The 26,152-nt window shown below is 31.5% G+C and carries 28 protein-coding genes; 16 read left to right on the forward strand and 12 right to left on the reverse strand.

Annotation, left to right across the window (positions count from 1 at the left end):
- The first annotated feature begins 96 nt into the window (after positions 1–96).
- The 4 genes from WNY60_RS13840 to WNY60_RS13855 all read left to right on the forward strand — a co-directional run bounded on the left by WNY60_RS13840 (position 97) and on the right by WNY60_RS13855 (position 3,654).
- Positions 97–600 (forward strand): hypothetical protein, encoded by a 504-nt coding sequence (locus tag WNY60_RS13840; RefSeq protein WP_339808135.1) that lies wholly within the window; start codon positions 97–99, stop codon positions 598–600.
- A gap of 137 nt (positions 601–737) precedes the next feature.
- Entirely contained in the window at positions 738–1,814 is a 1,077-nt protein-coding gene (gene prfA / locus WNY60_RS13845) for a peptide chain release factor 1 (protein ID WP_145000524.1), read from the forward strand.
- A gap of 34 nt (positions 1,815–1,848) precedes the next feature.
- Positions 1,849–2,667 (forward strand): orotidine-5'-phosphate decarboxylase, encoded by an 819-nt coding sequence (pyrF, locus tag WNY60_RS13850; RefSeq protein WP_342862706.1) that lies wholly within the window; start codon positions 1,849–1,851, stop codon positions 2,665–2,667.
- 195 nt (positions 2,668–2,862) lie between these two features.
- A complete protein-coding gene (locus WNY60_RS13855) occupies positions 2,863–3,654 on the forward strand; it encodes a helical backbone metal receptor (RefSeq protein ID WP_342862707.1) in 792 nt (263 codons plus the stop codon).
- Here WNY60_RS13855 and WNY60_RS13860 read toward each other — a convergent pair.
- The 3 genes from WNY60_RS13860 to purU all read right to left on the reverse strand — a co-directional run bounded on the left by WNY60_RS13860 (position 3,637) and on the right by purU (position 5,757).
- Positions 3,637–3,834, reverse strand: coding sequence for a Lacal_2735 family protein (locus WNY60_RS13860; RefSeq protein ID WP_292943632.1), 198 nt, complete (start codon positions 3,832–3,834; stop codon positions 3,637–3,639). The two genes, WNY60_RS13855 and WNY60_RS13860, sit on opposite strands and share 18 nt — an antisense overlap.
- Positions 3,835–4,072: 238 nt before the next feature.
- Positions 4,073–4,774, reverse strand: a complete 702-nt coding sequence (locus WNY60_RS13865; RefSeq protein WP_292943635.1) for a DUF4197 domain-containing protein — start codon at positions 4,772–4,774, stop codon at positions 4,073–4,075.
- Positions 4,775–4,902: 128 nt separating this feature from the next.
- The gene (gene purU / locus WNY60_RS13870; protein ID WP_342862709.1) at positions 4,903–5,757 is read right to left on the reverse strand and encodes a formyltetrahydrofolate deformylase; all 855 of its coding nucleotides are present in this window, start codon (positions 5,755–5,757) and stop codon (positions 4,903–4,905) included.
- Positions 5,758–5,900: 143 nt separating this feature from the next.
- On the opposite strand from purU, the gene WNY60_RS13875 reads away from it, so the two are divergent.
- From WNY60_RS13875 to WNY60_RS13890, 4 genes are all read left to right on the forward strand, one after another.
- On the forward strand, positions 5,901–9,338 hold the full coding sequence (locus WNY60_RS13875) for a methylmalonyl-CoA mutase family protein (RefSeq protein WP_342862711.1): 3,438 nt from the start codon (positions 5,901–5,903) through the stop codon (positions 9,336–9,338).
- A gap of 169 nt (positions 9,339–9,507) precedes the next feature.
- The gene (locus tag WNY60_RS13880; RefSeq protein WP_342862713.1) at positions 9,508–9,981 is read left to right on the forward strand and encodes an OsmC family protein; all 474 of its coding nucleotides are present in this window, start codon (positions 9,508–9,510) and stop codon (positions 9,979–9,981) included.
- A 264-nt stretch (positions 9,982–10,245) separates the two neighbouring features.
- Entirely contained in the window at positions 10,246–10,785 is a 540-nt protein-coding gene (locus WNY60_RS13885) for a sigma-70 family RNA polymerase sigma factor (protein WP_342862714.1), read from the forward strand.
- A 56-nt stretch (positions 10,786–10,841) separates the two neighbouring features.
- Positions 10,842–11,456: a DEAD/DEAH box helicase gene (locus WNY60_RS13890; RefSeq protein WP_145000507.1), complete on the forward strand. Its 615-nt coding sequence runs from the start codon at positions 10,842–10,844 to the stop codon at positions 11,454–11,456.
- 4 nt (positions 11,457–11,460) lie between these two features.
- Here the strand turns inward: WNY60_RS13890 and WNY60_RS13895 are convergent, their stop codons facing one another.
- Positions 11,461–11,856 (reverse strand): hypothetical protein, encoded by a 396-nt coding sequence (locus WNY60_RS13895; protein ID WP_145000505.1) that lies wholly within the window; start codon positions 11,854–11,856, stop codon positions 11,461–11,463.
- 117 nt (positions 11,857–11,973) lie between these two features.
- On the opposite strand from WNY60_RS13895, the gene WNY60_RS13900 reads away from it, so the two are divergent.
- Entirely contained in the window at positions 11,974–12,414 is a 441-nt protein-coding gene (locus tag WNY60_RS13900) for an Lrp/AsnC family transcriptional regulator (RefSeq protein ID WP_099570378.1), read from the forward strand.
- Here WNY60_RS13900 and WNY60_RS13905 read toward each other — a convergent pair.
- Both WNY60_RS13905 and WNY60_RS13910 read right to left on the reverse strand, forming a co-directional pair.
- Positions 12,411–12,785 (reverse strand): VOC family protein, encoded by a 375-nt coding sequence (locus WNY60_RS13905; protein ID WP_342862716.1) that lies wholly within the window; start codon positions 12,783–12,785, stop codon positions 12,411–12,413. The genes WNY60_RS13900 and WNY60_RS13905 overlap by 4 nt on opposite strands.
- Entirely contained in the window at positions 12,786–13,994 is a 1,209-nt protein-coding gene (locus WNY60_RS13910) for an MFS transporter (RefSeq protein ID WP_339808142.1), read from the reverse strand.
- Between the two features lie 255 nt (positions 13,995–14,249).
- On the opposite strand from WNY60_RS13910, the gene WNY60_RS13915 reads away from it, so the two are divergent.
- The gene (locus WNY60_RS13915) at positions 14,250–14,852 is read left to right on the forward strand and encodes a DUF1684 domain-containing protein (protein WP_342862718.1); all 603 of its coding nucleotides are present in this window, start codon (positions 14,250–14,252) and stop codon (positions 14,850–14,852) included.
- Between the two features lies 1 nt (position 14,853).
- Here the strand turns inward: WNY60_RS13915 and crcB are convergent, their stop codons facing one another.
- Positions 14,854–15,225 carry a fluoride efflux transporter CrcB gene (gene crcB, locus WNY60_RS13920; protein WP_145000498.1) on the reverse strand — a complete coding sequence of 124 codons (372 nt, stop codon included), beginning with the start codon at positions 15,223–15,225 and terminating at the stop codon, positions 14,854–14,856.
- Positions 15,226–16,272 (reverse strand): SRPBCC family protein, encoded by a 1,047-nt coding sequence (locus WNY60_RS13925; RefSeq protein ID WP_342862720.1) that lies wholly within the window; start codon positions 16,270–16,272, stop codon positions 15,226–15,228. It lies immediately after the preceding gene.
- Positions 16,273–16,364: 92 nt separating this feature from the next.
- Here WNY60_RS13925 and WNY60_RS13930 point away from each other — a divergent pair, with 92 nt between their 5' ends.
- Together WNY60_RS13930 and WNY60_RS13935 are read left to right on the forward strand one after the other, a co-directional pair.
- Entirely contained in the window at positions 16,365–18,404 is a 2,040-nt protein-coding gene (locus WNY60_RS13930; RefSeq protein WP_342862722.1) for a dihydrofolate reductase, read from the forward strand.
- A 334-nt stretch (positions 18,405–18,738) separates the two neighbouring features.
- Entirely contained in the window at positions 18,739–19,125 is a 387-nt protein-coding gene (locus WNY60_RS13935; RefSeq protein WP_145000492.1) for a nucleoside triphosphate pyrophosphohydrolase family protein, read from the forward strand.
- Between the two features lie 83 nt (positions 19,126–19,208).
- Here WNY60_RS13935 and WNY60_RS13940 read toward each other — a convergent pair whose 3' ends face one another.
- Positions 19,209–20,276 carry a branched-chain amino acid aminotransferase gene (locus tag WNY60_RS13940; RefSeq protein ID WP_145000490.1) on the reverse strand — a complete coding sequence of 356 codons (1,068 nt, stop codon included), beginning with the start codon at positions 20,274–20,276 and terminating at the stop codon, positions 19,209–19,211.
- A gap of 107 nt (positions 20,277–20,383) precedes the next feature.
- On the opposite strand from WNY60_RS13940, the gene WNY60_RS13945 reads away from it, so the two are divergent.
- From WNY60_RS13945 to WNY60_RS13960, 4 genes are all read left to right on the forward strand, one after another.
- On the forward strand, positions 20,384–20,905 hold the full coding sequence (locus WNY60_RS13945) for a DUF4920 domain-containing protein (protein WP_342862723.1): 522 nt from the start codon (positions 20,384–20,386) through the stop codon (positions 20,903–20,905).
- 1 nt (position 20,906) lies between these two features.
- Positions 20,907–21,338: a hypothetical protein gene (locus WNY60_RS13950; protein WP_342862724.1), complete on the forward strand. Its 432-nt coding sequence runs from the start codon at positions 20,907–20,909 to the stop codon at positions 21,336–21,338.
- A 1-nt stretch (position 21,339) separates the two neighbouring features.
- A complete protein-coding gene (mnmD, locus tag WNY60_RS13955) occupies positions 21,340–22,029 on the forward strand; it encodes a tRNA (5-methylaminomethyl-2-thiouridine)(34)-methyltransferase MnmD (RefSeq protein ID WP_342862725.1) in 690 nt (229 codons plus the stop codon).
- Between the two features lie 96 nt (positions 22,030–22,125).
- Positions 22,126–23,028 carry a TIGR01777 family oxidoreductase gene (locus tag WNY60_RS13960; protein WP_145000481.1) on the forward strand — a complete coding sequence of 301 codons (903 nt, stop codon included), beginning with the start codon at positions 22,126–22,128 and terminating at the stop codon, positions 23,026–23,028.
- A gap of 6 nt (positions 23,029–23,034) precedes the next feature.
- Here the strand turns inward: WNY60_RS13960 and WNY60_RS13965 are convergent, their stop codons facing one another.
- From WNY60_RS13965 to WNY60_RS13975, 3 genes are all read right to left on the reverse strand, one after another.
- Positions 23,035–23,763, reverse strand: a complete 729-nt coding sequence (locus WNY60_RS13965; RefSeq protein ID WP_342862726.1) for a YoaK family protein — start codon at positions 23,761–23,763, stop codon at positions 23,035–23,037.
- 121 nt (positions 23,764–23,884) lie between these two features.
- Positions 23,885–25,117 carry a M48 family metallopeptidase gene (locus tag WNY60_RS13970; RefSeq protein ID WP_342862727.1) on the reverse strand — a complete coding sequence of 411 codons (1,233 nt, stop codon included), beginning with the start codon at positions 25,115–25,117 and terminating at the stop codon, positions 23,885–23,887.
- A 4-nt stretch (positions 25,118–25,121) separates the two neighbouring features.
- The gene (locus tag WNY60_RS13975) at positions 25,122–25,919 is read right to left on the reverse strand and encodes an RNA methyltransferase (RefSeq protein WP_145000475.1); all 798 of its coding nucleotides are present in this window, start codon (positions 25,917–25,919) and stop codon (positions 25,122–25,124) included.
- Positions 25,920–26,152: the final 233 nt, after the last annotated feature.

Here is a 26,152-nt window from a genome sequence, read left to right on the forward strand (position 1 = left end):
AATAGCCAAATTGTTAGGCTTGTTTCAAGTTGTCTCTTTTTATTGTTATTTGTTTTTTATAAAATAAAAGATAAAAATCTAATTGGTTTTATTTGTTTGTTGATTATCGCAGATGCTTTTGATTTGTACTATCTTCAACCATTTATAATTGAAACCTATTCGGTAATTAAAATGTTGGCATTTTCTTTATTATGTGTCAATTTATATAAAAAATTTAAACATCAAAAGCTAGGTAAAACTATTACAGGTTTATTTGTAGTTGTTATCATTATTAACCTATTAATTGGTTATAAAGCAGTATCCGAAACATCAACATTATTGGATTATAGTCAGTTGTTGTCCATTCAATTATATTGGATTGTATGCGTTATTTCTGGTGCTTTAGCAGCTAAATATTATTTTTGTGACGACTCCAATAAAGCGGTTTATTTTGTTGGGTTTACATTTTTATTCATTTTCACAGATCTAAGTGGTTTTATAGCTAATTTTTTTGAAGCCTATGCTTTCTTTTTTATTGAAAGACTCTTGTACTATTTAGCCTTTATGTGCTTAGGTTATTATTTGTTTTTTGCTTCTGACTTAAATATTGAAAAGTCTTAATTTTTGATTTTATAAGACCAAATGTTTAGCATTTTAAAAAAGCAAATTTTAAATAAATGCTTTATTGTAAGCAAACAATATTAAAGTATTGCAAATTCATAAATTATCGTATTTTTGTTTCACAATTTTAGAAGAAGATGTTAGAGAAGTTACAAATAGTTAAGCAACGTTTTGATGAGGTTAGTGATTTAATCATTCAACCTGATGTTATTACAGATCAAAAGCGTTATGTAGAACTAAATAAAGAGTATAAGGATTTACGTTTATTAATGGATAAGCGTGAAATATATATCGAGTTTACTGAAAATTTAAAAGAAGCTGAAGAAATTATTGCAGATGGTAGTGATGCCGAAATGGTAGACATGGCTAAGATGCAATATGACGAAGCCAAAGAGGCAATACCAAAACTAGAAGACGAGATCAGAGTATTATTAATACCTAAAGATCCTCAAGATTCTAAAAATGCAGTGGTTGAGCTTCGTGCTGGAACAGGTGGAGATGAAGCTAGTATTTTTGCAGGAGATTTATTTAGAATGTACACCAAATATTGCGAAAGCAGAGGATGGAAAGTAGATACTGTAGATTATAGCGAAGGTACAAATGGAGGTTTTAAAGAAATCCAATTTGAAGTTACTGGTGACGATGTTTACGGGACTTTAAAGTTTGAAGCTGGTGTGCATCGTGTACAACGTGTACCACAGACTGAAACTCAAGGACGTGTACATACAAGTGCAGCAACTGTAATGGTTTTTCCAGAAGCTGAAGAGTTTGATGTAGAGATTAACCCTAAAGAAGTTCGTGTAGATTTTTTCTGTTCTTCTGGACCAGGTGGTCAATCTGTAAACACAACATATTCTGCAGTACGTTTAACGCACATTCCAACAGGATTAGTAGCGCAATGTCAGGATCAAAAGTCACAACATAAAAACAAAGAGAAAGCTTTTAAGGTATTACGCTCGCGTTTATATGATATGGAGTTGGCTAAGAAAAACGAAGAAGATGCAGCCTTACGTGGTACGATGGTAACCTCTGGAGATAGAAGTGCTAAGATTAGAACCTACAACTACTCGCAAGGACGTGTTACGGATCACAGAATTGGTTTAACATTATACGATTTACAAAACATTGTAAATGGAGATATCCAAAAAATTATTGACGAATTACAATTAGCTGATAATACAGAAAAATTAAAAGCTAGTGACCAACATATTTAATAACAAGCCTCTTTATTGAGGCTTTTTTTATAACATGACAACACAACAACTACTAGAACAAATACACATCAAAAAATCCTTTTTATGTATTGGATTAGATGTCGATTTAAACAAAATTCCTAAACATCTATTACAAACCGAAGATCCCATTTTCGAGTTTAATAAAGCTATTATTGATGCAACACATCACTTATGTGTATCTTATAAGCCTAACACTGCATTTTACGAAGCTTACGGTTTAAAAGGATGGAAAGCATTACAAAAAACGATAAACTATCTTAACGATAAGCATCCAGAGATTTTTACAATAGCAGACGCTAAACGTGGTGATATTGGTAATACTAGTACAATGTATGCAAAAGCTTTTTTTGAAGACTTAGCGTTTGACAGTGTTACTGTTGCGCCATATATGGGAAAAGATTCGGTAGAGCCTTTTTTAGCTTTTAAAGACAAACACACTATTATGTTAGCGCTAACCTCTAATCAAGGTGCTTTTGATTTTCAAACTAAAACAGTAGATGGTAAAGAGCTGTACAAACAAGTACTAGAAACCTCTAAATCGTGGGTAAATGCTGAAAACCTAATGTACGTAGTTGGTGCAACTAAGGCTGAGTATTTTGCAGAAATTAGAAAAATAGTTCCAAATAGTTTTTTACTAGTTCCTGGTGTTGGCGCTCAAGGCGGTAACCTTCAAGACGTTTGTAAATACGGTATGAGTGATAATGTTGGTCTATTAATAAACTCTTCAAGAGGAATTATTTATGCATCAACAAACGAAGATTTTGCACAGGCAGCAGCTACAAAAGCAAAAGACTTACAGCAACAAATGGAAGTTATTTTAGATAAGATATAAATAATTGAACGTTTCGTCATGCTGAATTTATTTCAGTATCACATTATTTAAGTAATAATAGTATTGTTGTGTCGTACAGTCAATCGTAATGTTGGACTTATTTCAATAAAAATAATACCGTCTTGTAACGTCATGTTGAAAGTGTTTCAGCATCTCATTATTAAAAACATCACGACAATTTTAAGCCATAACTAAATGACACTTGCAGACCAAATAGGTAATACACTTAACATAGATGCTACACCAATACGCATCATCTCGTTAGTACCTTCTCAAACCGAATTATTGTACGATTTAGGTTTAGAGAATACTATTGTTGGACTTACTAAATTTTGTGTACATCCAGTACATTTGAAAGGAGACAAGCAAATTGTGGGAGGAACAAAGCAAATTAATCTTGAAAAAATTAAAGCATTAAAACCTGATATTATACTTTGTAATAAAGAAGAAAATACGCAAGATATCGTGTCAGCTTGTCAAACTATTTGTCCTGTACATGTTTCAGATATTGTAACTATAGTAGATTGCTTAGATTTAATAAAGCAATATGGTCAGCTTTTTAACAAACGTGATAATGCTAAAAAGATTTGCGAAACTATTGCAACTAACTTAAAAGAATTTCAAATTTTTATAAAAGATAAAGCCAGTTTAAAAGCAGCCTATTTTATATGGAAAGATCCTTGGATGGTTGCTTCTAACGGAACATTTATAAATCATTTATTACAATTAAATAAATTTGAGAATATATACGCTAACCTAGATCGTTATCCAGAGGTCGATATAAAAGCAATGCAGCTAGAAGGCGATCCTGAGGTTATATTATTATCTAGTGAGCCTTATCCTTTTAAAGAGGCACATGCTTTAGAAGTTAGTAGTGCATCAAATAATGCAAAAGTTATTTTTGTGGATGGCGAATATTTTTCTTGGTATGGCTCTAGATTACTAAAAGCGTTTGATTATTTTAAAAAATTAAGAGACCGTTTGTGATTGTTCTCTTGCTAGAAATTTTAACCTATTTAGCTTATTTAAAATCTTAATAGCTTTAAATGCAGATACGTCACTTTGTTCGTGGTCTGTTTGCCTTAAATTATAAGACTGTTCTATAAGCTGTTTGTATCGCTTATTAAGCTTATTTTGATGTTGTTTTAGTAAATTTAGTCTGTCCATGGTCTTAGGGGTTGGTAATTAGACATTTAAATTACTTTTTTTATTGATATAAACAAAATAATTAGCGATTTTTTGGCACAAAAAAAGAGCCCATTCTTAACCCTAAAAATAGACTCTATTTACTAACTAAACTAACTCTGCATCAAAAACGAAAGTGTGCTTTCTAATACAATGCAAATATCTAGCTTATATTTTGTTTCAATGTTAACTTAGTATTATTCTAAGTTTAATAAAAGGGTTAATCTTGTAAAGCAAATACTTTTTGTAATAAAGCAGTTGTTCTAGAGCCAACTTTGGTTCTAATTTCTTGCTCTTCAACAGCTATCATAGTGTAAACACCTTTTAAAGCTTCACCAGTAACATAATCTGTTAAATCTGGATTAACATTATTTGTAAAAGGGATAGCATTATATTTATTAATTAAGTTAGCCCAAATTTGGTCAGCACCAACTTTATCAAATGAGGCCTTAATAACTGGATTAAATTTGTCGTATAAAGCTGTTTGTGTTTTGCTACTTAAGTATTGCGTTGCAGCATCATTACTTCCTAATAAGATGTTTTTAGCATCAGTAAAAGTAATCTCTTTAACTGCATTAATAAAAATTGGTGTAGCCTCTCCAACAGCATCTTCTGCTGCTCTGTTTAATACTTTTAAACCTTCATCAGCAAGATTACTTAAGCCAATATCACGTAAAGCTTTATCAACTTTTTGTAATTCCTCTGGAAGTAAAATTTTAACTAATTCGTTTTTAAAAAAACCATCCGTTTGTGTCAATTTAGAGACCTGTTTGTCAATACCTAAGTCTAAAGCTTGTCTTAATCCTCCCGCAATATCTAAATCGCTAACACCACCAGCTTGTGGTAATTGGTTAACAACTTGCTGTAATTCTGCGCAAGCAGTAAAATTTAGAACAATTAGTAAGGCTAATATTTTTTTCATGTTATATAATTTAAGGCACAAATATACCTATTAATAAGATGCGTTTTTAATACAAAAACTGCGTTTTATTTTAATTTTCTTTTTTTTATGAATAAACACAAGGCTTGAAAGAACGAGATAAATGATTTTCACGAAAAAATAACAGTCTTATTATTCAACACCATTACTTTTCGTTTAAGATGAAGTTTTATCGCATTTGCCAGAACAATTTTTTCTAAATCACGTCCTTTTGCAATTAAATCCTCAATTGAGTGTGTATGTGATACTCTTGCAACATCTTGTTCAATAATCGGACCAGCATCTAAATCCTCTGTCACATAATGGCTTGTGGCTCCAATAATTTTCACACCACGTTTGTAGGCAGAATGGTAGGGTTTTGCACCAACAAAAGCTGGTAAAAAAGAGTGGTGTATATTAATAACCTTATTGGGATATTGACTTATTATTTTATTGGATACAATTTGCATATAGCGTGCCAAAACAATAAAATTAATACCATGTTTTTTACAAAGTTTTAATTGCTGGTCTTCCGCTTTGGCTTTAGTCTCTTTAGTAACTGGAATATGATAAAACGGTATATTAAAACTGTCTGCAATGGGTTTTAAAGTGTTGTGGTTACTAATTATAAACGGAATGTCTACGTCTAATTCTCCAGAGTTATAACGTCCTAATATATCATATAAACAATGGTCATATTTGGATACAAATAGTGCCATTTTTGGTTTTGTTTTGGCAGAGTAAATACGCCATTTCATTTTAAAACGATCGGCTAACTCATTTTTAAAAGTAACCTTAAAAGCTTCGATATTAAATGTGTTTTGTTCAAATTCGCTTTCCAAACGCATAAAAAATATGTTTTGTTCTCTATCAACATATTGGTCTATGTAAACAATGTTACCATTATTATTGGCAATAAAATTTGTAACACTTGCAATAATTCCTGATTGGTCATTACAATGTATTAGGATTGTTAATTTGTTCATTTTCAGTTGGTATTAGCAACTAAATTTACTGTAATTTTATCGGGATAATTATTTGTTTTTAACTTTTAGATAATTACGGATTATAGAGCAATATTTTTGAATATTCCGTAAATTGCAACCTCAAAACCCATTATATTTTAAGAATGACACAAGCAACACCATATAAACCAAAATATAAAGTTAGAATTGTAACAGCAGCAGCCTTATTTGATGGTCATGATGCGTCCATAAATATTATGCGTCGTATTATTCAATCTACAGGAGTTGAGGTAATTCATTTAGGACACGATAGAAGTGTGGACGAAGTGGTAAATACCGCAATTCAAGAAGATGCAAATGCTATTTGTTTAACCTCTTACCAAGGTGGTCATAACGAGTATTTTAAATACATGTATGACTTGTTAAAAGAAAGAGGTGCAGAGCACATCAAGATTTTTGGTGGTGGTGGAGGAGTAATCTTACCTTCAGAAATTAAGGAACTTATGGATTATGGTATTGCCAGAATCTACTCTCCGGATGATGGTCGTGCAATGGGATTACAAGGGATGATTAATGATTTGGTTGAACAATCAGATTTTGCAATAGGTGATACTTTAAGTAATGAGTTGGACATTTTGCCTACTAAAAATCCTAAGGCAATTGCTAGAGTGATTTCTTCTGCCGAAAACTTTCCTGACGTAGCTAAAGCGACTTTAGATAAAATTCATATTAAAAATAAAGCGTCTAAAACTCCAGTTTTAGGTATTACAGGAACAGGTGGAGCAGGTAAATCATCTTTAGTAGATGAATTAGTTCGTCGTTTTTTAATCGATTTTCCAGAAAAAACTATTGGTTTAGTGTCTGTTGACCCATCAAAACGTAAAACTGGAGGAGCACTTTTAGGTGATAGGATTAGGATGAATGCAATCAACTCGCCAAGAGTGTACATGCGTAGTTTGGCTACACGTCAATCTAACTTAGCATTATCTAAATATGTAAACGAAGCAGTTCAGGTTTTAAAAGCTGCAGAATACGATTTAATTATATTAGAAACCTCTGGAATTGGACAATCTGATACAGAGATTATGGAACATTCTGACGTGGCTTTATACGTTATGACTCCAGAATTTGGTGCTGCAACGCAATTAGAAAAAATCGACATGCTTGATTTTGCAGATTTGGTTGCCATTAATAAATTTGACAAACGTGGCTCTTTAGATGCGCTTCGTGATGTTAAAAAACAATACATGCGTAACAATAATCTTTGGGATATACCACAAGATCAGTTGCCAGTTTATGGTACTATTGCGTCGCAATTTAACGATCCAGGGATGAATACGCTTTACAAAGCCATCATGGACAAGTTAGTAGAAAAGACGGATTCGGTTTTAAAATCGACATTTGAAATTTCTCAGGAAATGAGCGAGAAAATTTTTGTAATTCCACCATCACGTACACGTTATTTATCTGAAATTGCTGAAAATAATCGTGCTTACGATAAAACAGCAAACACGCAAGTTGAGGTTGCACAAAAACTTTACGGAATTTATAAAACTATTTGTTCAGTAATGGATGTCACATCGAGCGCAGTCGAGATGTCTCTTATTACTAAGCAAGGACTTGATCAAGATGAGATCCTGAAGCAAGTTCAGGATGACAAAAAGGATTTAATTAAAATGCTTATTGCTGAATTTGACAGAGTAAAATTAAACTTAGATCCATACAATTGGGAAGTCATTACAGGTTGGGATGAGAAAGTAAATAAGTACAAAAATCCGATTTATAGTTTTAAAGTAAGAGATAAAGAAATTAAAATAGAAACGCATTCTGAGTCATTATCGCATTTACAAATTCCAAGAATAGCATTACCAAAGTATCAAGCTTGGGGAGATTTATTACGTTGGACATTGCAAGAAAATGTACCAGGAGAGTTTCCATACACATCAGGATTATATCCATTTAAACGTACAGGAGAAGATCCAGCACGTATGTTTGCAGGAGAAGGTGGACCAGAACGTACCAACAGACGTTTTCACTATGTAAGTGCAGGATTGCCAGCAAAACGGTTATCTACCGCTTTTGATAGTGTAACACTTTACGGTAACGATCCAGATTTAAGACCAGATATTTACGGTAAAATTGGTAATGCAGGTGTTAGTATTTGTTGTTTAGATGATGCTAAAAAACTGTATTCTGGTTTTGATTTAGCCAATGTAATGACGTCGGTAAGTATGACCATTAATGGTCCTGCGCCTATGTTATTAGGTTTTTTTATGAATGCTGCTATCGACCAACAATGTGAATTCTACATTAAAGAAAACGGTCTTGAAAAAGAAGTAGAAGCTAAAATAGCTAAGATTTATAAAGATAAACAACGTCCATCTTATAATGGTGACTTACCAGAAGGAAACAATGGTTTAGGATTGATGCTTTTAGGTGTTACTGGTGATCAAGTGTTACCAGCAGACGTATACGCAGAGATTAAAAAGAATACCATTGCACAAGTTAGAGGAACGGTTCAAGCTGATATTTTAAAAGAAGATCAAGCGCAAAACACGTGTATTTTCTCTACTGAATTTGCATTACGTTTAATGGGAGATGTTCAAGAGTATTTTATCGAGAATAACGTCCGTAACTTTTATTCAGTATCGATTTCTGGATATCATATTGCAGAAGCAGGTGCAAACCCAATTACACAATTAGCGTTGACATTATCTAATGGTTTCACTTACGTGGAATATTATTTAAGTCGTGGTATGGACATCAATAAATTTGGTCCAAACTTGTCATTCTTTTTCTCAAACGGAATCGATCCAGAATATGCAGTAATTGGTCGTGTGGCACGTAAAATTTGGGCAAAAGCAATGAAGCACAAGTATGGTGCAAATGCAAGAGCACAAATGTTGAAATATCATATTCAAACGTCTGGACGTAGTTTACACGCTCAAGAAATTGACTTTAATGATATTCGTACAACACTTCAAGCTTTGTATGCTATTTATGATAACTGTAACTCATTACACACAAATGCATATGATGAGGCTATTACAACACCTACAGAAGAGTCGGTTAGACGTGCGATGGCTATTCAATTAATCATCAATAAAGAATTAGGATTAAATAAAAATGAAAACCCAATACAAGGGTCTTTTATTATTGAAGAATTAACAGATTTAGTTGAAGAAGCAGTTTTACAAGAATTTGACAGAATTACAGAAAGAGGAGGTGTTTTAGGTGCAATGGAAACCATGTACCAACGTAGTAAAATACAAGAAGAAAGTTTATATTACGAAACTTTAAAGCATAACGGGAAATTCCCAATTGTTGGTGTAAATACTTTTTTAAGTAGCAAAGGATCACCAACGGTTGTTCCTGCGGAAGTCATTAGAGCAACAGAAGAAGAAAAGCAATTCCAGATTAAAACGTTATCTAATCTTCATGAGGCAAATGACACAAAAGCATTACTTAAGGATTTACAAGAACGAGCGATTAACAACGAAAATATTTTTGAAGCGTTAATGGATGTTTGTAAAGTCTGTAGTTTAGGAGAAATCACTTCTTCGTTATTTGAAGTTGGAGGTCAGTATCGCAGAAACATGTAAGCAGAGACCCACTTTTTGTTTTCACGAAAAGTGAGTGAATCGCTTATCTCAAATTTATTATGGGATCTCATTATAGTTTTTGCTATTTAGAGCATAATAAAGAATATTAATACATAAAACAAAAAAGCGTTTCAATATGAAACGCTTTTTTATATTCAATAAAAAAAACATGTCAATTAAACACACCTTCAAAGCACAAGTAAAATGGACAATTAATGATGGTGAAAGTACAAGTAACCCAAGAACTTTTAGTAGAAATCATAAAGTAACCATTGCTAATAAAGTTTCGGATTTATCCGTGTCTGCAGCAAAATCATTTAGAGGAGATGACACGTTATACAATCCAGAAGATTTATTATTATCTGCTTTAGCATCCTGCCACATGATGTCTTATTTATACGTTTGCGCGCAAAACAATATAGAGGTAATAAGTTATTCAGATGATGCAGAAGGCGATTTGGAAGTGAATGCTTCAGGAAGTGGAAGTTTTAAAATAGTAAGATTAAAACCTGTTGTAACTATAAAAAATGAAACTCAAAAGGCGTTAGCGGAAAACCTTCATAGTAAAGCAAATCAATTATGTTTTATAGCAAACTCATGTAATTTCCCAATAACACATCTCGTAAAAATTGTAGTAAAATAATTTCATTTTAAAAAAAAGACTTCAAATTTGCATCTTTTTTTAATTAGTCACGTCTATTATATGAACCCATAAAAATAGATATTATGAAAAATATAAATTGTACTTGTGACTGTGACGGTTGCTCTAAAGGAAATTGTTTTAACTGCACATGTAATACGTGTACTTGCAATAACTGCAACTGTTAAGCATGACTTAAAAACAGTATTAATAACGCTAGTTTTGGTAACTTTATACTAAGATTAGCGTTTTTACATTACAATCGATATGGATACTAAAAACATTTGGAAATTACATGCAGACGATATCAAATATTTTATTTTAAGTAAAGTAAAAGACGAGGTAATCGCGGACGATTTATTGCAAGAAACTTTTATTAAAGTACATACTAAATTAAATACTTTAAAAGATGAAGGCAAGCTTAAATCGTGGCTTTTCTCCATTGCTAGGTATACCGTTTTGGACTACTTTAGAAGTAAAAAATTGGTGTATGAAACAACAGATGAAGATTTTATTTTTGAAGAACAAAAACTAGAACATACTGAAGCCGATTGCTTACATGGTATTATTAAAAGTTTACCTGAAAAGTACAGAGAACCTCTACTTTTAAGTGATGTAAAAGGTTTAAAACAACAACAAATTGCAGACCAATTAAATTTAGCCTTACCTACTATAAAGTCACAAATCCAACGTGGTCGAAAAATGATTGCTCAAGGTTTTGTGGATTGTTGTGATTTTGTAATTAATGACCAAGGATTTTTGGTTGGTGAAGTTAAAGACAAAGCAGACTGTAAAATGTGCCATTAATTACTACCTTTGTAATCTACAGTTTACACTAATATTTACATATCATAATTACATAAATGTCTTTCAAAAAATACCATCCTTCATTAAAAGAAAATATTGAAAAAGCAGGATTTGAAACCACTAACAAGTTTCAAAAAGAAGTGATGCCTTTAATTAAGGCAGGAACAGATCTTTACGCAATAGGACCAAAAGGATGCGGTAAGACTACTGCTATGATTATTAGTACCATTCAAAAATTAGGAGCTGAAGCTTTTGAGGATTCGCCAAGAGCAGTAATTATAGCTAAAGACAAAAAAACGACCTTAGAATTAAAAGAACGTTTTGAAGCTTTTACTAAAAGAACAGATTTACGTATATACTGTGCTTATGAAGAGCATGATTTAGAAAAACAACGTGAAGAGGTCTATTATGGTGTGGATATTTTGATTGCAACACCAAAACGTTTAAGTAAATTGTATCATTTAAATAGTCTGCATTTAGGAGAATTGAAGCTATTTGTTTTACATGATGCCGATTTTATTACTAGAAATAATTATCACAATTACATTTTAAGATTAAGCGAAAGCGCACCTAAAGCTAAGTTTGTGATTTTTTCTGAAACCTTTAATCCTAAAATTAAAGCCTTTCAAGACTCATTTATGTATAATGCAAGAGTAGTTGATTTTTCATAAATAATTAAAGTGTCAACATCCAAGTTGTTTGCAATTTTCTAAATTTTCTAATCTCTCTTTTCAAAATTGGTAAGTAGTCTTTACCATTGCTGTTACAAGACTCTAGACGACTACAGTTTTTATACAATCTATTAGTTAAACGGTTTACGGATGCTATATGTCTGTGTTTTTTGTCACGACAATGCTCTAACTCTGCATTAATAATTTCTGGAGCTAAGGATACCGACTGTTGTACAATATCGCCTGATACATAAATGTTGGCATCTTCTTTACCATCATCGTATAAGTATGCTAAATCCTGATTTAAATAGCTAGAAATGCTTCTAGATAAAACAAAAATTTGCATAGCCTGCTTATATATAGGTAGTTCTGACAGATGAGAAGGAATTGGAGCCGACATTTTATATTTTAATTTTTATCAAAAATAACGACTTACCAGTATTTTTAACTTTCGATTTTAAAGTATTAGCGTATATTTACTTTAAAATTTAATATATTTTTAAAATATTATTTAAAAATGAGTATAGATAAATTGAATTGGAAAATTTTGAAATGTTTACAACAAAACGCTAGGCAGTCCAATGCTGCTATTGGTCGTCAGGTGGGAATAAGCTCACCTGCTGTATCAGAGCGGATAAAAAAAATGGAGGATTTAGGGATTATTCAAAATCATATCACTTTAATTTCTCCTTTTGAAGTCGGTTATCAGTTAAAAGCTTTAATTACTTTACAGGCGTTTATGGGTAAATTAAAACCGTTTTTAGAAAAAGTAAAAACCCTTGATGAGGTGGTTAATTGCTACAGGATTACCGGAAATGAAAATATAGTTATGGAAGTGGTTTTAAAAAACCACAAGCATTTAGAGGCTTTTATTGATCAATTAATTATTTATGGCGAATGTAAAACGCAAATAATTTTATCTCATGTAGTTAAAAATAATGCTATTAAGCCAGTTTAAATTCGCCAAGGTGGATTTTTTCTATGCTTTCCTGCTTTAAATAAAATAATGTTATTTCCGTCAGGATCTTTTAAATGCGCTTCTGTCCAAAGCCATGACTTGTCTTCAATATCAGATGTAAAAATTATCCCTTTTTGTTTCAGTTTAAAAACTAAATCTTTTAAATTTTCATCTTCAAAATATAGCACTGTATTATCACTAGGTTGCATATTTATATTTTGGTGTATAGAAAAAGTAGCGTCACCATCGGGACAGGTAAACCTAGCATATCTTGGTAGAGCGTCAACAATAAGTTGCAGTCCTAAAAGTTTATAAAATGTGACGGATCTGTCTAAATTTTTAGAGGATATGGTTACTTGGTTTAAATTCATTTAGATGATTTTTTTTCCTTTCATAAACTGTTTTAATAGGTATAATAAAAACATGCATAATCCTCCTAATAAGGTCATGATATACCAAGTGTTATCAAAACCAACACGTTCAACAAGTTCCATACCTGTTTTGTGACCAAAGATATGTGCAAACGAAAATGCTATCGAGTATAATGCCATATATTCGCCTTGATTTCCTTTTTTAGCTTGTTGCAAGGCAAATGCATTCGCAAACGGAAAGGCTATCATTTCGCCAATGGTCATTAAAAACATACCAAAAATTAAAATTCCTGACCAACTAGAAAAGTTAAGTATTAAAAAGCTAGTGGCAGTTAAAAAGGCGCCAAATAGGATTAGTGACGTTTTTGCAAAACGTGTGTTTTCCAAATATTTAATTAATGGCATTTCTAATAAAAAAATAAAAAAACCATTGGCACCTAGTAATAATCCAATTTGCAGCTCGCTTAAATGATGCTCTGATCTGTAATATAATGGCATTGTAGAAAAATATTGCAAGAATATAAAACCAAATAAAAATAAAGCAAACAAAAAGATAATAAAGGGTTTGTCTTTATAAGCAGAGTATGGGTTGTCTACTTTAATTTGGTCTTGTACACGTGCCTTTTTAGGATTTAATACATTAATTAAAACAAATGTAGCCGCAATACAAGTAATGCCATCAACCCAAAATAATCCTCCATAACCCAACCCAACAATAATTAAACCACCAATTGCAGGTCCTGCTGAAAACCCTAGATTAATCGCTAATCTAATTAAAGTAACGCTTCTTGTTTTGTTTTCTGGTTTGCTGTAAGCGCTTAAAGCGACAAACATAGCAGGTCTAAACATGTCTGCCACTATCATTAACGCAAAAATACCCAATGATAATGTGTAAATGGTTTTAAGGTATTGCAAACCAATAAACATAAAGCCTGATATAAATAGGCTAAATACCATAATTTTGTAGTAACCTATCTTGTCTGTTAGTTTACCTCCTAACCAAGATCCTAAAACAGATCCAAGCCCAAAAGCAGTCATTACTGTACCAACGTTTGATAGGGTAAATCCTAAATCTTCTGTTAGGTATAAAGATAAAAATGGGATTACCATTGTACCTGCTCTGTTAATTAGCGTAATTAACGATAGCCACCATACTTCTTTTGATAGTCCATCAAAAGTGTTTATGTAGTTGTTAAATAGTTTTTTCATGGTTTGGTTGTTGTTATAAATGTAAAAAGTCCAACGGTTAGGTTGGACTTTTTTGTATTGTATAAATTGATATTTACATCATCATAACATATTACAGCTCCAACTACCTGTGTTTATACAAGAGGTTTGTTTAGATAAATATGTAATGACTAATTTCATTTTTAATAAATTATTAGACCAAAGCTAAACAAAATTTTGAATAAGTTGTATTTTTGAATTGAATTTTTAAAGTATTCATATTTAATATAGTAACGCATGAGATATATTATATTGTTATTTGTAATAATCACAAATTTAAGTTGTGCGCAAGATAAATTACCATTATTAGGAGATACAGATTACCAACGACAGATGAATGCAGATTTTAAAGATGCAGCCAAGTCACCTTTAACAGATAGAGATCGTAAAGTATTTAGAAGTCTAGATTTTTTTAAATTTGATAGTATTTATATGGTTAATGCAGATTTTAAACGTACGCCTAATGAAACGCCTTTTAAAATGAAAACCACCACTGATAGAGAGGTAGATTATATTAAATATGGCGAAGCTACTTTTACTATTAAAGATAAACTGTTAAAGTTAAATGTTTATCAAGATTTAGAAATGGCTGAAGAAGTAGGTCAGGAGGAAGCTTTATTTTTACCTTTTATGGATAATACTAATGGTGTAGAAAGTTATAAAGGTGGACGCTACATAGAGGTTAAATTGCCTAAAGATGACAAAATATTTATAGATTTTAATAAAGCTTATAATCCTTATTGTGCTTATAATAAAAAGTACTCTTGTCCGATTGTTCCTTCTGAAAATATTTTATATGTACGTATTGAAGCAGGTGTAAAAAAATATACCAAAACGTAAACTAAAATTGTTTAGCTAACCACATTCCTAAAAAAACTGCTAAAAAACCAAGAATAAAACTAGTGATTGTGTATAACGCAAAACTGGTAAAATCTCCAGATTTTAAAAACACATGGTTTTCATAAGCAAAAGTAGAAAAGGTTGTAAATCCACCACAAAAACCAGTAGCTAGTAACAATGTTTGGTTGTTACTAAGTGTATTATTTTTTAAAGCTAAACCTAATATTATACCTATAAGTAAACTCCCTAATACATTGGCTAAAAAGGTTCCGTAAGGTATTCCGTTGTTTGTATTATTTAGCGCTTTTCCAATAATATAGCGTAGGACACTACCAAAACCACCACCTACAAAAACTAAAACAAGTTGTTTCATTTAATGATTTAAAGTTGTGTTGTTTTCTAACACTATTGGTAAATAAATTTCAGTAATCCAATCCGCAGGATTAGGCGTATTGCTTGGGTCTGTCACATATACTTCTAGCGCAACACCAGTTTTATCAGGTACTAAATTAATGTCTGTTTGATATTTCATAGCAGTATTCCAAGCTTCTTCAAGATGCGTGTAATTTCCTTTTAAAGTTGTTTTTAAGGCATCAAAAGGTTCTAATTGTCCAGTTAATATTTCGCTATCAGTTGTAATAACCCTATCACTAGTTGGTATAGCACAAGAAAAAATGACTGCATTGTTTTCTAAATCCCATTTATGATATATAATAAAAGGAGCTCCTGAAGGCTTAATATTGTTGTCAGTAAGGTATTGTTTAACTTCAGGAAGCATTTGCTGCATTTTAACTTTAAAATTTTCAATTTTACTAGAAGTGGTATTATAAAGGTAAAAACCACCACTATGTTGTGTTACACCATTTACTTTAATATTATAAATCGTCATGCTTTTTACCACCTTTTGGTCTAAAAGCTCTAAGCTTCTGTCGTAGTATGGTCCAATTTTACTATCCATGCCACCTGTAAAAGCAGCATAAGCTTTAAAACCAAAAGGTAAATCTTTACCAGAAATGGTCCATTTTACATCAGTACTACCATCTGCATTTGGCATAAAAGTCCAAACAACGTCAGAACTTGGGTAATCAGCAAACTGCATGGTTTGTGTAATGGATTTATTAGGATTGGTATCTATAGTGCGCATGGTACCTGTTTCACCATTATCAATCCAAGAGTAAGAACCATCAATACCTTTTGTTTGTTCTGGATAATTAATAGTCATTTCTGGTTTTTCTTCTGTCCAAGCATTCCAATCTTCCCAGTTTTTAAAATCTATCACTTCATTATATATTAAACTAGCAGGTGCTTGAATAGTTCTAGTTCTTGATACACTAAAATCATTAGGTTGTACTGCAATATAAATAGCTATAGCTATGATTGCAATAAGCAATAAAAATAAAAGGTATTTTAAGTATTTCATTCTTAAAAATTAAATGGTTGTTATTTCAAAGATAATCAATTTACAATTTGTTAAATTCTTATCTTTAAAGACTTTTAAAAAACTATTTAATTATGAAATTAAAATCAATATTAAGTGCTGCATTTGTTGCGACACTATTATGGTCTTGTGGTAATGACAAAGCAGAAAAGCCAACTACCCAAGAGGAACCTAAAGTAGAAACTGCTTTTAACTTTAATGTAGAAGAATTTGCAGATATTAAAATACTACGCTATCAAATTCCGGGTTGGGAAAAACTAACCTTAAAGGAACAAAAATTAGTGTACTACTTAACACAAGCTGGTTTGGCAGGTCGTGATATAATGTGGGACCAAAATTACAGACACAATTTAAAAATTAGAAAAGCATTAGAAAACGTGTATACCAATTATAAAGCTGATAAAACATCAGATAATTGGAAGGCATTTGAGGCTTACCTTAAACGTGTGTGGTTTAGTAATGGTATACATCATCATTATTCTAACGATAAACTTAAACCAGAATTTTCTCAAGAGTATCTAAAGGAAATTATGTCAGCAACAAACACAACATTAGCAGGAGAAGCTTTTGATGTAATTTTTAACGACCAAGATGCTAAAAAAGTTAATCAAGCAAAAGGAGTTGATAATGTCTTAGAAAGTGCAGTTAATTTTTATGGACCAAATGTAACTAATGCAGATGTAGAAGCCTTTTACAAAAAAATGAAATCTCCAAATCCAGACAAACCATTATCATACGGATTAAACTCACAATTAGTAAAAGAAGATGGTGTTTTAAAAGAACGTGTTTATAAATCAGGTGGTTTATATGGTTCGGCAATTGATCAAATTGTAAAATGGTTAGAATTAGCAAAAGGAGTAGCTGAAAACCAAGAGCAAGCTACAGCCTTAGGACTTTTAATTAGATATTATAACACAGGAGATTTACAAACTTGGGATAATTATAATGTGGCTTGGACAGCAGCAACAGCTGGTAATGTAGATTATATTAACAGTTTTATTGAAGTTTATAATGACCCATTAGGTTATAGAGGGTCTTATGAAACTATAGTACAAATCAACGATTTTGATATGTCTCAAAAAATGGCTGTTTTATCTGAAAACGCACAATGGTTTGAAGATAATTCACCTTTAATGCAAGAACATAAAAAAGAGAATGTGGTTGGTGTAACGTATAAAGTTGTAAACGTTGCAGGAGAAGCTGGAGACGCTTCACCAAGCACACCAATAGGTGTAAACTTACCAAATGCAAATTGGATTCGTGCAGCAGTTGGAAGTAAGTCAGTATCCTTAGGTAACATCATTCATGCCTATAATAATGCAGGAAGTACAGGTCGTTTAAAAGAGTTTGTAAACGATGATCAAGAGTATGAGTTAGAAGAAAAATATGGTCAAATAGCAGATAAATTACACACTGCTTTACATGAAGTTATTGGACACGCGTCAGGACAATTAAATCCAGGTGTTGGAGAAACTAAAGAAACCCTTAAAAACTATGCTTCAACTTTGGAAGAAGGTCGTGCAGATTTAGTAGGATTATACTATTTATACAATCCTAAATTACAAGAATTAGGATTAGTTGACGACTGGAAAAGTGTTGGTATGGCTGCTTACGATGGGTACATACGTAATGGTTTAATGTCCCAATTAATAAGACTTAATTTAGGAGATGATGTAGAAGAAGCACACATGCGTAACAGACAATGGGTAAGTGCTTGGGTATTTGAAAAAGGTCAAGCAGACAATGTTATTGAAAAAATAACAAGAGACGGAAAAACCTATTTTAATATTAATGACTACGATAAGCTACATGACTTATTTGGGCAATTACTGCGCGAAACACAACGTATTAAATCTGAAGGAGATTATAAAGCGGTTGAGGATTTAGTAGAAGGTTATGGAGTAAAAGTTGATCAAGCAATACATGCCGAGGTTTTGGAACGTAACAAACAATTTACATCGCCTCCATATAGCGGATTTGTAAACCCAGTTTTAGTACCAGAAACTAATGACGCAGGAGAGATTACTGCTATTAACGTAACACAACCAGAAAGTTTTGATGGTCAAATGTTATTTTACAGTAAAAACTACAACTTCCTACCAGAAGAAAATTAAAATTATAACGCTTTCGCGGAAATTAAAAAGCCTTAATCTAATTTAGATTAAGGCTTTTTTTATATTATAATTATAAGATGTATTTTACTTAAAAATCACTTTAATAGCGACAATCATACCAATAAAAGCAAGAAAAGCTAATAGTATCCATAGGACACCTTTATAATGGACTTTGTGCAAGTTTAGATCCTTACGGTACATTCTAATCAGTACGATAATAAATGCGATAGCGAATAAAATTCCAAAAACGATTTGTCCTTTACTAAACATAATTTATTTTTAAGCAAAATTAGTAAAACTAAGTACTAACTTCAAGGAATAAAACAACAATTACATGCAAGATAAAATACAGGCTGTAAAAGCATTTCATACCGCTTTTAAAATAGGACACAGAGAAACACCTAAAGCAGATTTAGGTCTAGATAAAAACCTACTGCGTTACGAGTTAATGCGAGAGGAAAATGAAGAATATTTAGAAGCAGCAAAAAACAACGACCTAGTTGAAGTAGCAGATGCATTAGGAGACATGCTATACATATTGTGTGGTACGATAATAGAACATGGTATGCAAGATAAGATAGAAGAAGTCTTTGCAGAAATACAACGTAGTAATATGAGTAAATTAGGAGAAGATGGAGAACCTATTTACAGAGAAGACGGTAAAGTACTAAAAGGTCCAAATTATTTTAAGCCTAATATTAAAGCAATATTAGACAAGTAATATATAATAATTACAACAAAAAAAAAGCAACCAAATGGTTGCTTTTTTAGTTATCTAAAATTAGATAAAACTATTTATTAAAATTAAAGTTTAACTCGCCATCCAAAAGGATCTTCAGTTTTATTAGTTTGTATATTTATAATACGTTGTTTTAATTGTGATGCAAATGATTGATCTTGCTCTGGTATTTCAAAGTCTTCACCTCTAAAACCAAAACCAGAAATTGGCGAAATTACTGCAGCAGTTCCAGCACCAAACATTTCTTTTAAGCTACCGTTTTTAGCAGCATCAACTAACTCGCTAACTTTTACTTTTCTTACCTCAGTTTTTATACCTTCAGCTTCAGCTAATTGTAGGATACTTTTTCTTGTAATTCCATCTAAAATCCTATCACTAACAGGAGAGGTTAGTAAAGTGTCGTTAATACGTATAAACACGTTCATTGCACCAGCTTCCTCGATATATTCATGAGTAGTATCATCTGTCCAAATAACCTGTTGGTATCCTTTAGCTTTTGCTAATTGTGTTGGATAAAATTGTCCAGCATAATTACCACCAGCTTTAGCAAAACCTACACCACCATTAGCACTACGTGAGTAAGTTTCTTCAATTAAAACATTTACTTTTCCAGAAAAATAAGCACCTGAAGGTGCAGTACAAATTATAAATTTATATTCGTCAGCAGGAGAGGCATGAAACCCTTTTCCTGAGGCAAAAATAAAAGGTCTAATATATAGCGAGCTACCTTCGTTAGTAGGTATCCAGTCTTTTTCAACTTCTAAAAGTGCTTTTAATCCCTCAAGAAAATAATCTTCCGGAACTTCAGGAATTGATAAACGTTTAGCCGAAATATTTAAACGCTTTACGTTCTCTAAAGGTCTAAACATAAACACATCCTCAGTAGTATCCTTATAGGCTTTCATTCCTTCAAAAATAGACTGACCATAATGAAAAATTTTGGCAGATGGATCTAAAGTAATTGGGCTATATGGTACAATTTCTGGCAGTTGCCATTTACCATCTTTATAATCACAAGTTAGCATATGATCTGAAAAAACTTGTCCAAAAGCTAAATTGTTAAAATCAACAGTGCTTAGTTTTGAAGTTTCAGTTCTAGTAATTTTTATGTCTTTTTTGGTTAAAGTTGCCATATATTGTGGTTGAATTTCTGTTACAAAAATACAGAAATATATATTAGAAAGTATGCTATTACGCTTAAAATACTATCTTTGGATAACAAATTATAATAGAAAACACGATGAAAAATTATTTAATCTTATTTGCATTATTGTTAGCAATAGTAGCTTGTAAAAATGAAACAAAACAAGACGACACAGTTAAAGACGAAGTTGTTACTGAAACAGTTGAGGTGAGTTACAAATCTTTTGGTAAAGAGATTAATGCAGATGACGCTGTTGCTTCTTCATCTATGCTTAGTCACTACGCAGCCATGAAAGCAGGTGATAGTATCCCAACTAAAGTAAATTTAAAAGTTAAGGAAGTGTGTCAGGCTAAAGGTTGTTGGATGACAGCAGACTTAGGAGATGGTAATGACGTTATGGTAAAATTTAAAGACTATGGTTTTTTTATGCCAAAAAATATTGCAGAACAGGAGGTTATTGTCAATGGTTTGGCTTTTGTTGAAGAAGTGTCCGTAGAGGAGCAACGTCATTACGCAGAAGATAAAGGTGCAGACAAAGCAGAAATTGAAGCTATTACTGAACCAAAACGTACATTTTCATTTTTAGCTGATGGTGTATTATTAGTAGAAAAACAATAATATGAAACCTGTTTTTTGTTTTATAATTCTAGTCTTTTTTATATCATGTAAAGACAATGCTAATAAGGCTGTCAAAGCAGAGGTTATTTACGACATGTATGTACCTTCAGAAATGTCAGTTTTAATGAAAGAGCTGTATGCATTTAATCTTGAGCTTAAAAAACAGGTTGTAAAAGAAGAGGAATTAACCCCTTTTCCGGAGCAATTTTTGAATATTCATACTGCCCAATTATCAGACTTTAAAGCTAGAACCGAACGATTTAAAAGTTTTTCTAATATCTTTTTAACCGCTCAAAAGGAGATTTATAACACTAATTCTGATTTAAGTTTAAAAGACAGGTTTAATAATACAATTAATACATGTATCTCTTGTCACAGTTTAGAATGTACAGGACCAATTCCTAAAATTAAAAAACTTTTAATCTCACAATAGGTTGAAACCAATAATCGAAATTACAAAAGATGGTTCTTCAACATTGTTGCACCCAAAATACAAAGCACATTACCATTCTACTTCTGGAGCAATAGAAGAGTCTGATTTTGTCTATCTTAAATCAGGATTGTTTTATTTTTTGTCTTCTTTAAAAAGTCAAGAAGAAACACAATCCTGTTCTATTTTAGAGTTAGGTTTTGGATCTGGACTTAACGCCTTTAATACGCTAGTTAAATCAGAAACACTACCACTAACAATTAATTATGTTGGTGTAGAGACATTTCCGGTTACCATGGATATAATTAATCAATTAAATTTTCCAGAAGAATTATTGGTTCCTGAACAGCAAAACATATTTAATACAATGCATGAGGTCTCTTGGGACATACCACATAAAATAACACCAAGATTTACACTAGAAAAAAGAAACCAAGACATCTTTAATTTAAAAGCTATTAATCAATTTGATGTTATTTATTTTGATGCTTTTGGACCAACCGAACAACCTGAATTGTGGACAGCCTCTATTTTTAAAATAATGTTTGAAGCACTTAAGCCCAATGGTGTTTTAATGACCTATTGCGCTCAAGGTGCTGCAAGACGTGCTATGTCAAGCGTAGGTTTTAAGGTAGACCGTCTTCCTGGTCCACCAAGTAAGCGACATATATTAAGAGCTGTAAAAGAAGCATAATTAGCTTGTATAATTTATATCATTTTACTAAACGTTAAAGCTTACTTAAAGCAATTACAATTAGTCAGACTTATTCGTATTTTTATATAAAAAAGAATGCGCATATTAATTACAGGAGCAACAGGTTTAATTGGTAGCGAAATTGTAAAACAATGTCGTTTAAATAATATTGCTGTTAATTACCTTACTACAAGTAAATCCAAATTAGAAACAGACCCAAATTATACAGGGTTTTATTGGAATCCTTCAAAAAATGAAATAGATACAGCATGCCTAAATGAGGTTGATGCTATAATACATTTAGTTGGAGCTAGTATTTCAAAACGCTGGACAGCGTCTTATAAAAAAACAATTATGTTAAGTCGTGTCCAAACATCACAATTACTTTTTGATACGCTTAAAAATCATCCTAATCAGGTTAAACAAATTGTGTCTGCTAGTGCAATTGGTATTTATCCAAGTTCATTAACTAATTACTATTCAGAAGATTTTAATACAGTAAGTTCTTCGTTTTTAGGTCAAGTGGTAGAACAGTGGGAGCAGGTTGTAGATGCCTTTTCCACTTTAAATATTATGGTATCTAAAGTTAGAATAGGATTGGTGCTATCTGCAAAAGGTGGTGCGCTTCCTGAAATGGCTAAACCAATTAAATTTGGAGCAGGAGCAGCTTTTGGATCTGGTAAACAGTGGCAATCATGGATTCATATTACGGACTTGGCTAATCTGTTTTTACATGTACTGGAAAACAAATTAGAAGGTGTATATAATGGTGTAGCACCAAATCCAGAAACTAATAAGCAATTAACAAAATCTATAGCACAACAATTAAAAAGACCTTTGTTTTTACCTAACATTCCAGAGTTTTTAATGAAACTAATTTTAGGCGAAATGCATATTTTGTTATTTGAAAGTCAACGTGTAAGTTCTAAAAAGATAGAAGATACTGGATTTAGTTTTGAGCATTATAATTTGCAAAGTGCTTTGCAAGAGGAGTATTAAAACCAGTTATTTATAATTTTTCCTTTTAACTTTTATAACTTTATATCTAAGCGCATCATAGTATAAACTTATTAGTAAAATTGTTGCACCAATAATTAATGTGTTTAATTGTAAATTTAGTTTTGAGTAAAAAAATCCACCACTAAGTCCACCAGCAAAAAAGAATAAAATAATATAAATACGCAGTTTAATATTTGCTTTTAGTTTTACTCTTATAGCATCATATTTGGGAAATAATAACATGGAAAGATCAATGCCTAAGTCTGTAAAAAGACCAGTTAAATGTGTTGTTCTGACAACTGCATTTGAGATTTTTGTTACAAAAGAATTTTGAAGTCCCATTGCAAAAAGGAGTAAACATATCACTATGTTTGGATATAAAATCATTAAAAAATTACTTGAAATGCCTATAGATATTAAAATAAAACATTCAATAAGTGTAGGTATAACGTAAACATTAAGTTGTTTGTTTTCTCTAAATTTTTCAATCAAAAAGCTAGAGCAAAAAGAACCAAATAAAAATGAAAATATATACAAAAAATAAATAGTTCCTTTCCAAAATTTAAATTCAGCAACATCATTTATAAATAGTGCAAAATGACCTGTAACATTTGTTGTTAATTGATTAAAAGCTAAAAATCCCACTACATTAACAATTCCAGCAACAAACGATAATACTGTAGCAATGCGTAGATTATGTTTTAGATTTCTGCTTTTGCCTTGATGTCTAAACATTACTTTTAATTTATTGACACTAAATTAATTTTAATACTATTAAACATGATACAATTAATCTCATGTTATTTTTATGGAAACTGTATCTACAAGTTAAAGTAAAATTATAAATAACACTGATTTACTGTCTTAAATTTTTAATTCTTTCTAGCAAAGTAGGATGCGAGTAATGCATAGAAACATACGCTGGATGTGGTGTTAAATTACTTAAACTATTTTTAGATAATTTTTTTAAAGACGTAATTAAAGGTTCTGCTTTGTACGTTGTTTTTGCGAAATTATCGGCTTGGTACTCAAACTTACGTGAAAACCAGTTCATTAATAAACCTGTTATTTCAGATAAAGGCGAATATAAAATTCCGAAAGCAATTAGTCCTATATGATAACTTGGTGTTGTAACACCTAAGGCTTCGCTCAACATTGGGTTTCCTATTAAAAGCGATAAAATATAAAGGGTAAAACCTGTTAATAATATGGATGTTATCAGATTAAAAATAATGTGTTTCTTTTTATAATGGCCAATCTCATGCGCTAAAACAGCAACAATTTCATCTTCATTTAAATCGTTAACTAAAGTATCATATAGTGTAACGCGTTTTTCATTTCCAAAACCGGAAAAATAAGCGTTTGCTTTTGTACTACGTTTAGAGCCATCTATAATAAAAATTTTATCTAAATTAAAACCAACAGTATTAGCATAGTCAGAGATTGCAGTACGCAAACTGCCATCTTCTAATGGACTTTGTTTATTAAATATTGGCACGATTAGTCTTGAATAAAATAGATTTACAAAGACCGTAAATACGGTTATTAGCATCCAAGCATATAACCAGAATTTTGAGCCTGTAGTTTGATAAAACCAGGTTAAAGCACCTAATATTAAACCACCAACCAAAATAGTCATCATCCAACCTTTAATTTTGTCTATGATAAAGGTTTTTTTTGTGGTGTTATTAAACCCAAACCGTTCTTCTATAACAAAGGTTTTATAATAAGAAAAAGGTGTAGTCAACACATCGCTACCTAACATTATTATTCCAAAAAAAATAAGTGTTACTAAAATAGAATTATTGGTTAACTGTCTTGCCAATTGATCTACGTATGCAAAACCATCAAAAAAGAAAAACCCTAAAGTTAATAGTATAGAAAACGTTGAGGTAAGCAATCCAAATGTATAGTTAGTCGCTTTGTAACGTTGTGATTTTTTGTATTCTACGTCGTCATAAACATCCATTAGCTCGTAAGGCAAAGCATCATTATAGTGTTTTGCGTTAAGCGCATCCAGAATTTTATCTATTATAAAACTTATAATTAGTATGGCAATTAAAATGTAAAATAAAGTGGTTGCAGTCATTTGTTTATTTAAAATTACGCTGACGTTTAGCTTCAAAAATTAATATTCCAGCAGCAACAGACACATTCATGGAGTCTATTGCACCTTGCATAGGTATTTTTATATTTTGTTTAGACGCTTGTCGCCAAGTCTCACTTAAACCATCAGCTTCCGTACCAACAACAATAGCAGTTGCTTTACTATAATCTTGTTCGTGATAATGCACAGCATCTTGTAAAATGGCACTGTAAATAGCAATATTATTTTTGTTTAAAAAAGTTATAATATCTTCAGTGCTACCTGTTGCAATTTGGTTGGTAAAAACACAGCCAACGCTAGAACGTACGATGTTTGGATTGTACAAATCTGTTTTTGGATTTGCAATAATTACAGCATCTACATTTGCCGCATCTGCAGTACGTAAAATGGCACCAATATTACCTGGTTTTTCAGGTGCTTCGGCGATTAAAATTAAAGGGTTGTTATTGTTAAAAACAATAGATTCTAATTGATGTGGTTTGCTTTTGGCAATAGCGATTATACCTTCCGTAGTTTCACGATAGGCTATTTTTTGGTAAACTTCTTTTGAGACTTCAATAATATCAATAGTCTTAGGTAATTCAGCAAGTTTTGTAATATCATAAATTTCGGGTAAGACTAAAATAGTTTGTATGGCATACTGTCCGTTTAAAGCCAGCTGAATTTCGCGTTCACCTTCTAAAACAAACGTATTTGTTTTTTTACGTTCACGGGATTTTTCTTTAAGTAAAACAATATGTTTTATTAGTGGATTTTGAGTGCTACTTATTTCTTTATTTGCCATTTTAAATGTTTAAAACCCTATTTGTATTTCATTACAAATTTAAGCTAAATCTTGCAGTCTACAAGACTGATGCATTATCTAAAATTTATTTTGATATTTAGGTGTAAATACATAATAAATACGCTATAAAATAACAGATACTTTAAAAATTGAAGACTAATAGAAAATATCAAATTGCTACCTTTTTTTTGTAAAGAAATGTGATTAATTTCGACTTACTTAAGAATACTAAA

The organism is Olleya sp. AS48, assembly GCF_038900355.1.
Taxonomy (GTDB): Bacteria; Bacteroidota; Bacteroidia; order Flavobacteriales; family Flavobacteriaceae; genus Olleya.